Source organism: Shewanella canadensis, assembly GCF_003966225.1.
Classification (GTDB): Bacteria; Pseudomonadota; Gammaproteobacteria; order Enterobacterales; family Shewanellaceae; genus Shewanella; species Shewanella canadensis.
The window spans coordinates 450709-466110 of record NZ_RXNU01000004.1 but is presented as its reverse complement, the minus strand read 5'-3'; the positions used below and the strand labels follow the sequence as shown (position 1 = coordinate 466110).

Genomic DNA, 15402 nt, shown 5'->3' with positions numbered 1-15402 from the left:
ATTATCTTAAATGTAAATAAACTGTCTGTTAAACGTCGGTGGAATGCCAGCCTAAGGTCAGCACCTCATCCCCCAGACATCTATTTGAAAGATACGGAGAGATTGTATTATGAAGAACCCAGGTTCTACACCATACAGTGATAAAGGCGAAACCTTCTTTTGGCGCACTGGCGTTGCAAACATTAAACTTGGCCAAGAGACATTCACTCAATTACATCAAATCGATTTGGATATTAAAAACCCCAGAATTTCATCTATTGGGTCTTGTTTCGCACAACATGTGGGTAAATGGCTTAATGCCGGAGGGTACACATTTAACCAAAGCAAAATTGAAACGGGACAAGTATCCAGCTTCGCTTTCGGTAATCTATACACACCAAGATGCCTTCTACAATGGTTCGATGTTGCAGAAAAAGACTCAGGCTTTAATAAAAGCGGTGCAATCTACTCGGACGGGGCAAGATATTATGACTTGCTAAGACCCAACTTTAATCCATCAGGTTTTGAGTCTGAAGCATCTCTGATCAATGCCAGAATAGAAGCCGCAACAGAGATGGTAGAGACAATAGCTAAAACCGATGTGCTCATTTTCACACTCGGCTTAACCGAAGCGTGGAAGGATTGCAGTGATGTCTTTTACCCGAGCTGTCCCGGCATCATAGCGGGGGTATTCGACGACTCCCGCTACAGTTTCTATAACTTTGGCTATGAAGAGATCCGCACCGACCTTGAAAAAATTTCGACCCGTCTAAAGGCCATTAATCCGGACATAAAAATAATTCTGACCGTTTCTCCGGTGCCACTAACGGCAACGGCTACCAATAAGCATATTATGGTAGCCAATCAACACTCAAAATCTATTCTTAGAACAGTCGCAGGCTTCTTGTGTGATAACAGAACTGATTTCCATTACTTCCCCTCTTACGAGATCATTACCGTCCCCTGCTCCGGAGATTTCAGGTTTGAGAGTAATCTAAGATCTGTTACCCCCACAGCCGTTAACTATGTTATGCGCCATTTCGGCTCCGTTCTGGGTGCGCAACCTGAGTCGACTCCAGCACAAGAGGCATCGCAAAAAATTGAGGCTATTGAGGTTACAACATCGGATAATGATGAAGTCGTCTGCGATGAGGAGATGCTCGAAGCCGCAAATAAGCTACAAGCTAACCCAATAGAGCAGCCCCTGTCCGAATTAACCCTGTTTGGTGATAGCCATATGGCTAAGCTTTCTAAGTCGCTTATAGATATGAATGTTCGACATTGTGGTGGCATGGTAATGAACGGTTCTGGCTTCTCTCAAAAGAAGTTTGCACTATGCGATACCGAATACCTTGTACCTTTAGAGAGTGCAGTTTCGAGAAAGTTATGGTCGGTGATATACGGTAATTTAAATGACCTAGAGCAAAGTGAAACGCCGACTAGCTCGACCATTATTACTAACCTCGGAATGCAGATTCATCAGAGCATTTTTCGATTTGTAAACTGGCTGAACAAGGTTTACCCCGAAGGGAAATCTGAAATATCAACACAGGAGTTTGTCGATTACTTCAATGAAGATCTAACAGAGCAACTCACAATACTGCTTAAACTTCACAATAATGGGCATAAGGTGATTGTCGTTTCCGATCCCCCTTTTAGTCAGTACTTTGAAGAATCGAAATCGATGACAAACATCATCAATTCCTACTTTTATGCGATGGAATATGTTTTGAATGAATTTGGGATTGGCTTCTTTAATGCCGCCACGACCTTCGATAAAGAGATTTCAGATCCGGAAAGTTATATCTCTAACATCACATACGATGATTGGATACATGGAAATGAGAAGTACTATTCCTGGCTCGCTAAAAAACTCATGCCGCTAGTCATTCAACCAACTTCAATTAACTAATACCAGTTAACTTATACCAAAGTCATCAAAGCGTTTTGCCTAGGTTCAATCAATATTGAACTTAGGTGAATCGAAGTAATTCAAAAACTTTCAGCACTATTTCAAAAACATTGAGACATACAGCTTCACTCTCACTTCCTTTAGCAGCGGCTTCATGAAGATAAGGCATAGATATTGCTAGATATTGGTTAATGTAGATAATAGTTAAGTGACGGCGGTTGAACTGTCATTTTTACGTCGATTCCTAGTTAGATAACCATAGTTTTTAACCGATATCGACAACAAAGAAGTGGACCAATAGATGAAACGAATGACCCTGCTGCTGCTCACCTTAGTATCGCTGTACTCTCAGTTCGCATTCGGCGCCTGGGTTGTCGTTAAGGGCGAAGCAAATATAGTCAACGGCAATATCCCAAAAGCTAGGGAGGATGCAATTCATCAGGCTCTAACCTATGCCACTCTTAACAGTGGTGCCAACTTTACCAGCACTAAACAGGTCAAAAATGGTCAGCTTGTGGAAGATAGCTTTTCAATTCAAAACCAATCGGAAGCGGCTAAAGTTGAATTAGTCAATGAGCTGATAGAAGACGATAAGCTCACCGTCATGATCAGAGTCGATATCGTTTCCTCAGACGCCAATGAGATGCAGTGTGACAGTCAATCTCTTAAAGCGGCAATATTAGTCCCGCAGTCACTCATTAAAGACAGAACGCAACTACGCTACGGTAATATCGGATTTTTTGAAAAGGCACTATCTCAACGAATTGGAGACACAATAACTCAGAGCTCTCAAACCAGCTTTCCCCATATTCATGCCAATGAACGCTTAGACATAGAGCAGGCATTAGTCGATATTCGGGGCTACCGTCTGCCTAGCTGGCTGAGTGAAATAACCGACAGCCAATATGTGTTATTACCCGAGATCATCGATATCTCGACCGATCCTGCAGAGAGTCATATGCTTGGGTTGTGGAGCAGCGATCCGAACCGTCAGTTTCAAATTCGTCTTTCACTCTACCATGGGATCAGTGGCGAACAGATCTGGAGTGAGACCTACAATAGCTCCGCCCCCTGGGAGTTCGACCGTCAGGAAACCGTTCCCTCTAACCATCAAAGATTTTGGAAGTCGACCTACGGCAAAAGTATCGATAAGTTGTTAGCTCAGGCCATCCAGGATATCGATACCAGTTTAAGCTGTCGCCCTATTCTGGGACAAGTCGTCGCCAAACAACATGACAGGCTGATCATAAATTTGGGACGGCGCCACGGAATACGAGTGGGTGATTCATTCCAACTTATCCTGCAACAAAACTTTCCTGACCGGTTCGATAAGATGAGAGCGGTTGCCGGAAAAAGCCGCGCAACGGTAAAAATAGATCAGGTAACCGAAGATACCGCCACCGCCGTATTAATCGGCCAAAAAGCATCCTTCAATGTACAAATCAATGATATTGCGATAAAAATGTAGGCTCAGATGCTTAATGAGTGCACCGTTAAATTCAGCTTGTGACATTAGACGGTGTACTATTTGCGATTAATAAACAAGCATCTAAATCTAAAGCCTTTTCATCCCTCTTTTCATCTGGAATAAAATCAGTATAATCACTGACGTCTCCCTATAGCTCAACAGGATAGAGCAGTCGCCTCCTAAGCGATCGATCGGGGTTCGAGTCCCTGTGGGGAGACCAGTTAGTGACCTGATATCTAGTAATGAGTATTACTGTCAAGGATAGAGTCAATGACTGAACAATTTGAATCAAACCTTCAAATCATACAGCAACGCTGGCCAGTTTTAGCTTCAGCCTCAAAGTTCAATCATTCGTTCACCTCGGTGCAAACCTTGTCACTCGTAATAATCAAGCTATCTACGTCGACAATATTCAACTCTGTCGTCGTCACTGTCTATGGCATATGCGATGTATCCAGTCTCCTGATTGATGGTCATGCTCAATGAATGGCAAAATCGCTAAATTTCAAAGATACTTGATGTGTTTAAGGCTCTATATTTATACTAAACCTCAGATTAAGTTATATCAGTGAAATTTAATGGAAACGCGAACTCATAGTGATCAGAATAAAGATTGTAAATCTATGAGTATCCCACATGACTCCTGGATACATAAACTAAGATTTCGTAATAGAATTGATTAAGCTAAAGTAACCAAATTTATTAATTATCGAACGAACCTAAAGGACGGGCTATGAGCTATAAGACAGAGCAAGAAAAATTTTGGGCTGGGGAATTTGGCAATAATTATATAGGTCGTAATAAGAGTGATAAAATCGTTGCTGCAAATATTTCGATGCTCTCATCTATACTAAAAAAAACAAAAAACATCACTAAAATCATCGAGTTTGGTTCAAATATCGGTCTTAATTTAGAAGCGTTAAAAGTCTTGTTACCTCAAGCTTCGCTTTCGGCCATCGAGATCAATGATAACGCAGTAGAAAAATTACAGCGCTTTGACGATTTGAAAGTATTCCATACCTCTATTTTAGACTTTGAACCAGAAGAGACAAATGATTTAGTCTTGATCAAAGGGGTTCTGATCCATATCAACCCTGCAGAACTCAATCACGTCTATGAGTTGCTTTACCGCTCAAGCAAAAAATATATCTGTATCTCTGAATACTATAATCCTACACCAGTAGAAGTTGAATATAGAGGCCATAAAGAGAAACTGTTTAAGCGGGATTTTGCAGGTGAATTAATGGACAAGTATCCAGATCTATCGCTTGTCGATTATGGTTTCGTCTACCACAGGGACAATACTTTCCCTCAAGATGATATGACGTGGTTTTTGCTAGAGAAAGTGTAGCATTAATAATAGAAAGGATAAGAGTGGCACCGGTAGGGGTACCGCTCTTAACTTTGATAAAATCACATTTTAGATCCGCGAATAAATGAGATGGTAGACCATAGGCTTTTTAATATTCTAAGGTTCACTTTTATTCCTGAGCCAAATCTGGGCTTATCTAGCCTATCCCGAATATTCACATCAACCGTAGAGTAATGTTTTCCTTTAACTAAGGCCCATGTCATCAATTCACTGCCAATAGAGTCGAACGTTTCAAACTTGCCATATTGAGTAAACATGGACAATCGATATAGACGTAGCCCGCATAAGGGATCTTTAATGCCAAACTTTAACCGGAAATACAGCGCAAACACCATTTCAGATATTCTGGCATGTTTACTCCTTTGGCCGATCACTATATCGATGTCACCACCGGAAGCCGCTTGAATGACTTGTAAAACTGACTGTGGATCGTGTTGACCATCGGCATCGACAGTCACTACATACTCATACTTACCAGAAGCAGCAGCAAAAGAAAAACCACGATTGATCGCCTCTGAGTACCCTCTATTGGTACCTTGGCTTACTAGGGTGATATCCAAAGCACTTGCCTTAGCCGCCGTGTCGTCACTGGAACCATCATCAACCACGATAATATCTACACCTGAAACTGTATCCTGAAGCTCACAGATCACAGACTGTATAGTTTGCGCCTCATTGAATGCAGGAATAACAATGGCTACTTTAGATGTGTCCATTGAACATGCTCTCCGGCCTGTAGGTCTACGACTAACTCTTTACCTAATATTGACTCAACTTGAGAAGGAGGCAATGCTTCGCTTGGGCAAGGGCGAAGAAATTCGATATCATCACGGGTCAACAATTCACCGGCGTTAAGCGTACGCTTCAACCGAATCGATCTTCTCTGTAAAATAACCGTTTCAAGCTCATTATTTTCCACTTTCTTTATGCCGCTCCCAAGAGCTAAATATAACTCCTGAGATGCGTCAACCATGGCACGCCAAGACTCAGGATTCATAGCAAACTTATGGTCCGGCCCCTCCTGCTCATTACTATCGGTAAAGTGCTTCTCAATGACATTGGCTCCCAACGCAATAGCCCCTAAAACGGTGGCGTGTCCGGGAGTATGATCACTCAAGCCGAGTATCGCTTCCGGATACATGGCACGCAGGGTCTTCAATACATTGAGATTGATATACTTAAAGTTTTCTTGAGATGCTGTGTAGTTGGTATTGCACTGCATGATGGCAAGTTGATTGGAGTACTTCAGCACGGAATCTACAGCCGCACACACCTCATCCATCGTGGATGCACCACAGGCTAAAAAGATAGGTTTATCTTTAGAAGCAATTTTCTCGATGATCTCTAACCAAGTTATATCACCGGATCCCACCTTAAAGCAGGAGACATATGGATTAATATAATCGACCAACTCTATTGAGTAGGGACTAGTTAAAAACTCGACTCCCGCATCTTTGCATGTATCGACCAGTGTCTGGGTCCAATCCATTGAGATAGATGCATCCTTGTACACATCAAATACTGACTTCTTCCACTTTGCTTGATGAGAGGACTGGCCTTTCAAGGATTGAAAACCACTTTTACTGACGATGGTTTCAGCTTTAAAATGTTGGAATTTAGCTGCATCAGCACCGGCTTTTGCCGCAAGATAGATAAGTTCTTTTGCCTTAGCAAGAGAGCCGTTATGATTCGCACCAATGTCAGCAATAAAATAGGGGGGAGTCTCTCGAGTTATAACCTGTTTACCAATATTCATGGTATTTGATATACGACTATTTGTACTCATTTGCTATTTTCCGTATTTCGTTTTTAAAACTGGGTAGTGTGTATTGATAAGCTTTTTCGAAGGCAGTTACGTCCATTCTCATATCTTTAGGCCTGCGGGTAAGCAGTTGTAAGTTATCGATTGATATGCTCTTATAATTGAAATCTTTATATCCCAGATACTCAAAAAAACTAACAATTACAGCTTCTTTACTTAACCCATGTTTAGAGCCTACGTTAAAGGTACCTGGGATTTTCCGCGCTAAGCACAAGGCGATGACTTCACATAGTGTCTCTATAGATAGCGCCGAAATAAACACATCATTAAACAGACATATCTCATCACCAGAATGGTATCGAGCAAACATATGATCGGTTAGGCTCATGGATGAAGCCGATGAAGAACGGCCTATAAAGTTAGTTCTCAGGATAACTGATTCATTACAGTTAAGCGATTTTTCGGCACAGTACTTAGTCATCGCATAATTATTGGAAATGATGACATCTTTTTCTTTCGACTCGGTCCCTGTGTCATAAAAATGATCAGTTGAGACTTGCACGATAAAAGCTCTATCTCTCCCTTTACGCTGACTGTTATAGAGGGCTAGATTTTCCGCAATCTTACAATTAACTCGATAGGCAAGGTTAATGTCTTGCTCGCAAAGCTCAACGTCGGTTATCGCGGCTAAGTTGATAATATAGTCGGGTGAGATTTGATTTAACAGTGCAAGTGAAGACTGAGTACCACTCATATCCAACTGAAAGTCTGTACCAGTTGAATGACAACTTAGAGTGAAAATATGATATTCACTCTTCTCTTTTAAGTATTGAGTTAATGAGCCACCCAATAGACCTGATGCCCCGACAATTAAAACTTTTTTCACTTATGTCGCCACATAGCTAAACTTCAGTTCAGCTAGCTCCCAATCCGTAAGAGTATCGATATCCTGAGTTAGGTTCGACTCAAGTATCAAAGGAATACACCGTTCAGTGATAAGGCGTTTGCTTTTTAATACAGCCAAGGGTGTAAATAGATACAGCTGCCCGGCATCATGATAATTTTTGGCTAGATCTTGGGTTCTGGAATTATAATACTCCGGGTATTTTGGCTGCAGATACCCCCCATCGTATGTCAAAGCGCGTTGAATAGGGTGCGAATATTCAATACACGTGGCTATGCTAGTAGCATCATCCTGCTCAGATAGACATTGGAATGCTTGTTTAATTACGCCGCTGGTGGCAAACACAGATGTTGGATATAAACAACAGACATAATCATAATTCTGTTCTATCTGTTTCAGTACTTCGGCAATGACATCGAAAGTAGTAGCAAAATCATCTGCATTTTTTGCACTTCTGAGGAAAGGAACTTGCGCACCAAATTTCTTGGCCACCTCCGCAATCTCAATATCATCGGTCGAAACAATAATGTCGTCGATTACACCTGAGCTTTTCAGTGCCTGAATCGGATACCCGATAATTTCCTGACCAGCAAAAAACTTGATATTCTTTCTTTCTATACGTTTACTGCCACCTCTGGCCGGAATTATGGCAAGCACTCTAGGCTTCATATTCATTCCTTAATTTTCTAAATATCAAACAAAGCCAAGCTATAACTCAGCTAATTTATCAAACTCGACAATCTGTTCAACAGTTAAAAAATCGGGATTTCTACCTGAATGGTATTCGGCACCCTGTGGCACAGGTAGCCCCAGCTCATCGATAAGGTTGCGTTCATAACAATGTTCATCATTGTAAAATTTAATGCTAGGACAGATAACAAAGTGATCGTCGAACTCAAGTGTTAAATGTGAATCATCGGCCGGACACATGATCTCATGCAATTTTTCACCGGGTCTAATACCAATAATCTTAGTTTCCAGACCTGGCGCATAGGCGTTGGCTAAATCCTTAATGTGCACTGAAGGAATTTTAGGAACAAAGATCTCTCCGCCATACATACGGGCAAAATTTTTCAATACGAAATCTACACCTTGTTGTAGCGTGATCCAGAAACGCGTCATCTCTACATGGGTAATTGGAAGGTGGTCTGCCCCCTCTTCTATTAGTTTCTTAAAGAAGGGAACCACAGAACCTCTGGAGCCAACGACATTGCCATATCGAACAACCGAGAATCGGGTTTTCCCCTTGCCCACCATATTATTCGCAGCAACAAATAATTTATCCGATGCGAGTTTTGTTGCGCCATAAAGATTAATAGGCGCTGCGGCCTTATCTGTTGAAAGCGCAATAACTTTAGTAACATTGTTTGCGATGGCCGCCTTGATAACATTCTCGGCACCATAAATATTGGTTTTGATACATTCCATCGGGTTATATTCGGCTGCAGGAACTTGCTTAATTGCAGCGGCATGGATCACATAGTCGACACCATTGAATGCCTGCATCAAACGATCGGCATCACGCACATCACCTAGAAAATATCGCATACAAGGTGCGTTAAATATCTGCTGCATCTCATACTGCTTGAGCTCATCTCTGGAAAGAATGATCAAACGCTTTGGTTTATAGCGCTCTAAAATGGTCTTTGTGTATTTATGCCCAAATGAGCCTGTGCCACCTGTAATAAGGATTGTTTTATTATCAAACATGATTTCTCCAATTATTCATCGAAGTGCAATCATCCCGATCCACCAAATAAATCAGATAGAGCCTTGCACACCAGAGTTAAATGCAATCATTACGCCAAAGTAAATTTAAGCTACTGCATTTCTATATACTGCTCTTTTACAAGTTAAAAAGAGAGCATGACGAGTTAGCTTAACTAGAGCATAGTAATAAGTACATAGTTATCCAAATTTCATGGTTTATTTTACGATTTTCAGACGAATATCAAGCATTAAACTTGCTTTAGCCATCATAATCGACTTAATTTTATTCGATGTAAAATAAATATTTGGCTTACAACTTGCTACCCATATTGACGAAATATAATTAATTTCAAGTAAACATAAGCTAATCACAGTTAGATGACAAAATTTTGACGAAAAATCGATCCAACTACTTATAAGATAGAGGCCAGCATGCAAGAGCAACAAACAAGCATACTCAATACTTTTGCGGTAAGCCAATTCGGAGAATACTACCTCCCGAGTATCAATCGAACTCAATTTGAGAAATTAGATTCGACGACTCAATACGATGCAAAATTCAAACAGGATTTTAGTAAAGAAAATACATTGCATCTTGTTGTTGGCATGGACTCTGGACTACTCGCAAACTATGTCCTAGAAATGGGTGTCCCGGATGGTAGTCGATTCATTTTTATCGAACTGGATGCTGCTCTAGCCTTGTTGAAAGTAGAAATTCCAGAATCCCTTAAAGACTCACTCAAGATATGCACCCCACTCGAATTCCGCCAATTAATAGATAATAAATCACTCGAACTATTTATCATTAAAGACCGCTGTGCCCTGTATCGCTCAATGGGGGCAGCTTCTAACCATTTAGAAGAATACACGCTTCTTAGTAATGAAGTTGAAAAAATAATCCAACATACCTTCTTCGAATCAGAGGTCATTTTTACCCAGAAAATTTTCGTAAAGACTCAACTTGAAAATATCATTGAAAACCGTCTGCCGGCATCCGTTTTAAAAGATCAATTTACAGGTCTGACATGCATCATCATTGCCGGCGGTCCCTCGCTGGACCAACACATAAATTGGATCAAATCCCACTCAAAAAATCTGATTATCATTGCAGTCTCACGTATAGCATCAAAATTGTATAATGAAGGGATCATCCCTCACATCATTGTGTCAGTCGATCCTCAAGATCATAGTTTTGAAGTCAACCGTGAGATGATGCCACTCCATAGAGAATCTCTTTTTGTTCAATCATTCCATGTTTGCTCACGAATAAGTGCTCAATGGCAGGGGAGAAGCCTCTATTTGGGTGGAAGGGTGCCTTGGGACAGCAGCTTAGACATGAATAATATAGAATCTATAGGGCCGACGGTAACAAATAGTGCCGTGCATTTGGCACTTAGAATGGGCTTTTCACAGGTTCTACTTTGTGGCGTAGATTTTTGTCACTCCAGAGATGGCTTCACCCATGCAAAAGGCACATTAGAAGCAAACCTTGGCCCTAATTTGGGCCAAATTTGTGAATGGGTAGACACCTATGCTGGATATAAAGCAGAAACCTTGATCCAGCTGCTATATGCAATCGATTCATTACAGACAGAGGTCGAGAGGTTTCCAGACCGCAAATTTATCAATCTTTCCCAAAGTGCAGCCGTAGTCAAAGGTGTTAGCTACCAAGCAACTCAAGATATCCAACTGAAGGCTATCACTGCAGACAAGTACCACCTTTTACAACATATCGCGAGTAATGAGTCAACTAAGGAGAGAGTTGAAGATATTCAATCCAGGGTTAACGACCTAAGTAAAACCGTAAAATCGATGAGAATTATTGTTAATTTATCATCCGACGCCCTCAAGCATAATTTAAAGATGACGCAGCAAATAGATAATCCAGAGCAGATTAAACGATTATCTCAAAAAATAGAGGCAATTGAACAAAAGTTGAATGGAAAATATCATTCATTAAGTCAACTAATTAAATTTTACGGTTACTATGAATTCACCAAATTCTTGACAACTAAAGATACTGATACTTGGTCTCAGGAACAGTTAAATGAGATGACCTTTAGCTATTATGACGCCTTTGAGCAGATATCAAAAAAACTACTGACATTACTCTCTGTAGCGTTTGAAAGGAGCGAAAGCCGTCTCTTAGAAATAAGCAGCGATAAAGAAGTTGCTAAACTTGCCAAACAATGGCGCGCAGACAATCAACAAGGTCGAATAAAAATCTGGCAACAACTGCACCCGGATCACCTTAAGCAGTGTGATCCTGCTCAGCTTAAGCTAATAGAAGAGCTTAAGGCTGAATACCACGAACAACTAAACAATGACCGAAAAGTATATGTAGATACGGTAAAGGAGACAACGACCTTAGAGCGTGCCTTTACCAAAATCATGGTCTTGGTCAATACAAAACATCATACAGGCCTCAACCAGATGGCCACATACTTACTTCCCTTTGTAGCTAAAGACGACGAAGCTAATCGTCTGTATCATTTAGCCTATGGTCATCAACTACATTTAGAAGAGCGCTATGAAGAGGCCCTGTCTTGCATGCTCGAATTACCTGACACCTTAGTCACGGAACCAGAAACCAGGCTGATTCTGCAGCTGTCACTCAAATTGATGAAACTGGAACTTGCCGGCAAGGCCCTGAAAAAGGCCATCACCTATAGTGATGAATATCTGCCTCGCTATGCCAACGTGTTAAGAGCTCAAGGGCAGACTCAAGAAGCGATAAATACGTATATTGACTACTTAGAGAAGTACCCATCAGATATTATGGTATGGTTAAAGTTCGGTAGTTTTATGTTCGATATTGACCAGATACAAGCTGCCATCGATGCCTTTAGTCATGTCATTCAATCCGATCCGGATAATCAGGTTGCGCTGAGCTATTTAACCCGTATCGAGGCCGATCTTAACGCGAGTCACAACACATAAACTGACATCTATTTCCCTAAGCCACAGCTAAACAGTATAATGCCGATTCATTGATAATTAATCGGCATTTTCTACCGCTGCTTCCAAGTTATTCCCGGAGACCCCGCTTGTCACATACTTATATCCCTTTAGAGCAATACAAACGTAAATGGATCTTTAACCATAAAGATCTGCCTGTGACCGACGAAGATAAGGCGCAGATAAAACCACTGGATCAGATGGGTTCGATGGAAGTATGGAAGAAGTGGGTAAGCAATCGTAGCAACCACTCTGAGCAGTTTTCTAAGGGTGACTGGCCCGCGAAAGGTGATGTGTGGGGCGAGCCCGATGATTGGCAGTCAGCCTGGGATAGCGAAGATCCGGCGCTTCCTGAGTTGTTTGCCGAGTTCTTTGATTGGAAAGACGATTCAACCGTCTATTTTTGTTACGAGAAATATCAGGTGATCGAGACACGTTGGGATGTATTCGTTCGAAACTGGAAATGTTTCCTCTTCTTCGATGACGGTCCATTGCTTATCTCACCAAAGCACAAGCAGGCCGCTTTCATTCATCAAGATGGCCAGTATCAATTAGGCCAACGAGGCTAGCTCGACGCCAGCAACGCAAGACTTAATCTAAGAATTACCAGTGCGTTCACAAGCTCACTAGCATGAAATCTGGATTCCGGCCAACAAGATCGCCGGAATGACAGAGCTCCTAGCTCGTCAGAATGCTATCAAGAATAAAAATATAAGAGGTTATATGAAGTCCCTCACTAGACTAATGCCCACAAACTTATTACCCACATGCTTAGTACCCACCAGCCTGCTACTTACCGGTGCGCTACTTAGCGGTGCTGCCAGTGCCAAAGAGATATCGGGTGTTGACGTTGCCGAACATATTGCGGTCGAGTCGACACAGCTTCAACTCAATGGTGCGGGTGTGCGCAGTAAATTCTTTATCGACCTCTATGTCGGTAGCCTGTATCTGCCATCAAGGACCGATAATATCACCGCAATTCTCGATGCTCCGACTTCAGCCGTTCGGTTAAACATCACCTCTGGTATGATCACCAGCGATAAGATGCGTGATGCAATCAATGATGGTTTCGATGATGCGACCGATGGCAACATTGCCGAAATTCAGACTGAAATTGATGCTTTTATGGCACTTTTCAGCGATGAGATTAAAGAGGGTGATCAATTTACTCTCGCGACCGATAAAAGCTTCGGTGTAACGGCATATAAAAATGGAGAAGCACAGGCGACTATCGAAGGTGAAGCATTCAGGCAGGCACTGTTAAAGATCTGGCTAGGAGATAGTCCGGCTCAGGGCAGTCTTAAAAAAGCTATGTTGGGCAAGCAGTAATAATTGGCTTAACTCTTAACAGTTAATTCCTGGAGCCCAGGCTCTGGGAATTAACTGCATCGATAAACTACACCTTGTACGCCTTTAAGAACATCTCTACACAGCCATTAATATAATCCGTACGACCTTCAATTAATTCCTCGACATCCAGTCCAAGCTCCAGCTTCATTCTCATCTCACCAAACATCATCAAACAGAGCCGAACCGCGCAATCACGAGGCTCATCGAAACGATACTTCCCTTTTTTATCAACCTCTTTCAGATAACCAGACAACATATCGAGTAGATGCTGCGGTCCGGCATCGAAGAACAACGCAGAAATTTCAGGATGAGTTTCGGCCTGCGCTACACAAGCTGTAAAAACGGTTATCGCCTCAGGGCTCACAATCATAGCGCCGAAGTACTCACCAAAATTAGTCAGCGTCCTTTCCGGTTCACTGGCATCACCAAACAGCTCATCAGTTATTTGGCTGACAACACATTTAGACTTAATAGAAGAAATGAAAAGATCATCTTTACAACCAAAGTGTGAGTACACCGTTTGCTTCGAAACCCCGGCTTTCCGGGCAACCTCATCCATACTGGTGTTGGGAAAACCATGGCCGCAAAATAGCTCTATCGCAGCCTCGAGGATCTGCGCCCTTTTTTGTTCACTACGACTCAAGTTTAAACAGGAGAGTTTGGTGGTCATTATTCACCCCTTGGTAACATAACACTTATAACTTAGACACATTTAAACACAAACTAGACTGGACAGTCTAGTTTTTCCAAAATAGACTAGGCAGTCTAGTTTAACGATTTCGTCACTTATGATTAACCAGGGAATGCGTATCAGGATGAGTATTTTCAGAGCCAACTCCAGGAAAAATGGTTTAACAGGTCTCTTGCTTGTTACCTTTCTCAGCGCATGCGAAGCAGAGGTTACTGTTCATGCAACACAGCCAGAATTGCAATCAGTAACAAGCAAGACGTTAACCCCTTCAACCTCATATCTGCATACCCAAGAGTTCACGGGAACAATTCGAGCGGGTAACACCACGGGGATTGGATTCGAGCTTTCGGGAAAAATCAGGCAACTTGCCGTCGATAGTGGCGATCAGGTCAAAGAGGGGCAGTTGTTAGCCCAACTGGATACTCGCTTATTAGAAGCCGAGAAGCAGGAGTTAGTGGCCAGCTTATCGCAAAATAGAGCCGATCTGGATCTGGCCAGCAACACACTGAACCGAAGCCTCAAATTAAAGCAGCAAGGTTACACATCTGAACAGCAACTCGATGAACTCAAAGGCCAGCTGGCCAGTTTACTTGCAGCTCAAAAAAGACTCAAAGCATCCATTTATGCCAATACACTGAGAATCGAGAAGTCTTCACTGCTTGCACCATTTAGCGGCGTGATAAGCAAAAGGAACAATAATTTAGGTGAAGTCATTGCACTGGGAACCCCGGTATTCACCCTCATCCAAAATAACAATCCGCAAGCATTTGTCGGTGTCCCCATTAAGGTCGCTCAAAGTCTGAAGGCGGCACAAGATATCTCCCTTAGGGTTGCTGATAACCATTACACGGCTCAAATTGCGGGGATAGGCGCCGAAGTAAACCCTATCACACGCACAGTGCCATTAAGGCTTATATTACCTCAAGACGCTAAGGTCATTAATGGCGAACTGACCTATCTTGCCTATGAGAATGAGATTGAACAAGAGGGATATTGGGTGCCTATCTCATCGCTGACCGATGGTATCAGGGGACTGTGGAACCTGTATGTCATCACGGCCGGTGAAGCGATAGAAAAGCCGGAGAGTTTTAGTATAGAACGCAGAGATGTTGAAATTATCTATACCAAAAATGATCAGGCTTACATTCGAGGTGCGGTAAAAAGTGGTGAAGAATTTATTAGCCAGGGACTGCATAAACTTGTCGTGGGACAAGAGGTTAAACGCAACACGACTGTGGCGTCGAGGTAAGTCATGGATAATACATTGATTGAAAGTAGATACGTGCAGAAGTTACT

Annotated in this window: 14 protein-coding genes and 1 tRNA gene; 9 read left to right on the top strand and 6 right to left on the bottom strand. The window is 42.0% G+C overall.

Annotated features, from left to right (window positions below; genetic code table 11):
- Window positions 1-109: 109 nt before the first annotated feature.
- The 5 genes from EKG38_RS10395 to EKG38_RS10375 all read left to right on the top strand — a co-directional run bounded on the left by EKG38_RS10395 (window position 110) and on the right by EKG38_RS10375 (window position 4710).
- On the top strand, window positions 110-1891 hold the full coding sequence (locus EKG38_RS10395; RefSeq protein WP_126520178.1) for a GSCFA domain-containing protein: 1782 nt from the start codon (window positions 110-112) through the stop codon (window positions 1889-1891).
- Window positions 1892-2192: 301 nt separating this feature from the next.
- A complete protein-coding gene (locus EKG38_RS10390; RefSeq protein WP_126520177.1) occupies window positions 2193-3359 on the top strand; it encodes a flagellar assembly protein FlgT in 1167 nt (388 codons plus the stop codon).
- 144 nt (window positions 3360-3503) lie between these two features.
- Window positions 3504-3579 (top strand) — tRNA-Arg (locus EKG38_RS10385).
- A gap of 50 nt (window positions 3580-3629) precedes the next feature.
- Window positions 3630-3845, top strand: coding sequence for a hypothetical protein (locus EKG38_RS10380; protein ID WP_126520176.1), 216 nt, complete (start codon window positions 3630-3632; stop codon window positions 3843-3845).
- Between the two features lie 247 nt (window positions 3846-4092).
- On the top strand, window positions 4093-4710 hold the full coding sequence (locus EKG38_RS10375) for a pseudaminic acid biosynthesis-associated methylase (protein ID WP_126520175.1): 618 nt from the start codon (window positions 4093-4095) through the stop codon (window positions 4708-4710).
- 62 nt (window positions 4711-4772) lie between these two features.
- Here EKG38_RS10375 and EKG38_RS10370 read toward each other — a convergent pair whose 3' ends face one another.
- Genes EKG38_RS10370 through pseB form a run of 5 tightly spaced genes read right to left on the bottom strand, consistent with a single transcriptional unit; the run spans window position 4773 to window position 9107 of the window.
- Window positions 4773-5447, bottom strand: a complete 675-nt coding sequence (locus tag EKG38_RS10370) for a glycosyltransferase family 2 protein (protein ID WP_126520174.1) — start codon at window positions 5445-5447, stop codon at window positions 4773-4775.
- Window positions 5429-6517, bottom strand: coding sequence for an N-acetylneuraminate synthase family protein (locus tag EKG38_RS10365; RefSeq protein WP_221767753.1), 1089 nt, complete (start codon window positions 6515-6517; stop codon window positions 5429-5431). Before EKG38_RS10365 ends, EKG38_RS10370 begins: the two co-directional genes overlap by 19 nt.
- A complete protein-coding gene (locus tag EKG38_RS10360) occupies window positions 6504-7379 on the bottom strand; it encodes a sugar nucleotide-binding protein (protein WP_126520173.1) in 876 nt (291 codons plus the stop codon). The genes EKG38_RS10365 and EKG38_RS10360 overlap by 14 nt, the downstream gene beginning before the upstream one ends.
- Window positions 7380-8066 carry a pseudaminic acid cytidylyltransferase gene (gene pseF, locus EKG38_RS10355; protein ID WP_126520172.1) on the bottom strand — a complete coding sequence of 229 codons (687 nt, stop codon included), beginning with the start codon at window positions 8064-8066 and terminating at the stop codon, window positions 7380-7382.
- Between the two features lie 39 nt (window positions 8067-8105).
- The gene (pseB, locus tag EKG38_RS10350) at window positions 8106-9107 is read right to left on the bottom strand and encodes a UDP-N-acetylglucosamine 4,6-dehydratase (inverting) (RefSeq protein ID WP_126520171.1); all 1002 of its coding nucleotides are present in this window, start codon (window positions 9105-9107) and stop codon (window positions 8106-8108) included.
- A gap of 432 nt (window positions 9108-9539) precedes the next feature.
- Here pseB and EKG38_RS10345 point away from each other — a divergent pair, with 432 nt between their 5' ends.
- The 3 genes from EKG38_RS10345 to EKG38_RS10335 all read left to right on the top strand — a co-directional run bounded on the left by EKG38_RS10345 (window position 9540) and on the right by EKG38_RS10335 (window position 13394).
- The gene (locus tag EKG38_RS10345) at window positions 9540-12047 is read left to right on the top strand and encodes a 6-hydroxymethylpterin diphosphokinase MptE-like protein (protein ID WP_126520170.1); all 2508 of its coding nucleotides are present in this window, start codon (window positions 9540-9542) and stop codon (window positions 12045-12047) included.
- Window positions 12048-12154: 107 nt separating this feature from the next.
- Window positions 12155-12634: a DUF2947 domain-containing protein gene (locus tag EKG38_RS10340; protein ID WP_126520169.1), complete on the top strand. Its 480-nt coding sequence runs from the start codon at window positions 12155-12157 to the stop codon at window positions 12632-12634.
- A gap of 154 nt (window positions 12635-12788) precedes the next feature.
- Window positions 12789-13394: a chalcone isomerase family protein gene (locus EKG38_RS10335; protein ID WP_246033129.1), complete on the top strand. Its 606-nt coding sequence runs from the start codon at window positions 12789-12791 to the stop codon at window positions 13392-13394.
- 67 nt (window positions 13395-13461) lie between these two features.
- On the opposite strand, the gene EKG38_RS10330 is transcribed toward EKG38_RS10335, so the two are convergent.
- Window positions 13462-14085: a TetR/AcrR family transcriptional regulator gene (locus EKG38_RS10330; RefSeq protein WP_126520168.1), complete on the bottom strand. Its 624-nt coding sequence runs from the start codon at window positions 14083-14085 to the stop codon at window positions 13462-13464.
- A gap of 145 nt (window positions 14086-14230) precedes the next feature.
- Here EKG38_RS10330 and EKG38_RS10325 point away from each other — a divergent pair, with 145 nt between their 5' ends.
- Window positions 14231-15355: an efflux RND transporter periplasmic adaptor subunit gene (locus tag EKG38_RS10325; RefSeq protein ID WP_126520167.1), complete on the top strand. Its 1125-nt coding sequence runs from the start codon at window positions 14231-14233 to the stop codon at window positions 15353-15355.
- Window positions 15356-15402 lie beyond the last annotated feature (47 nt).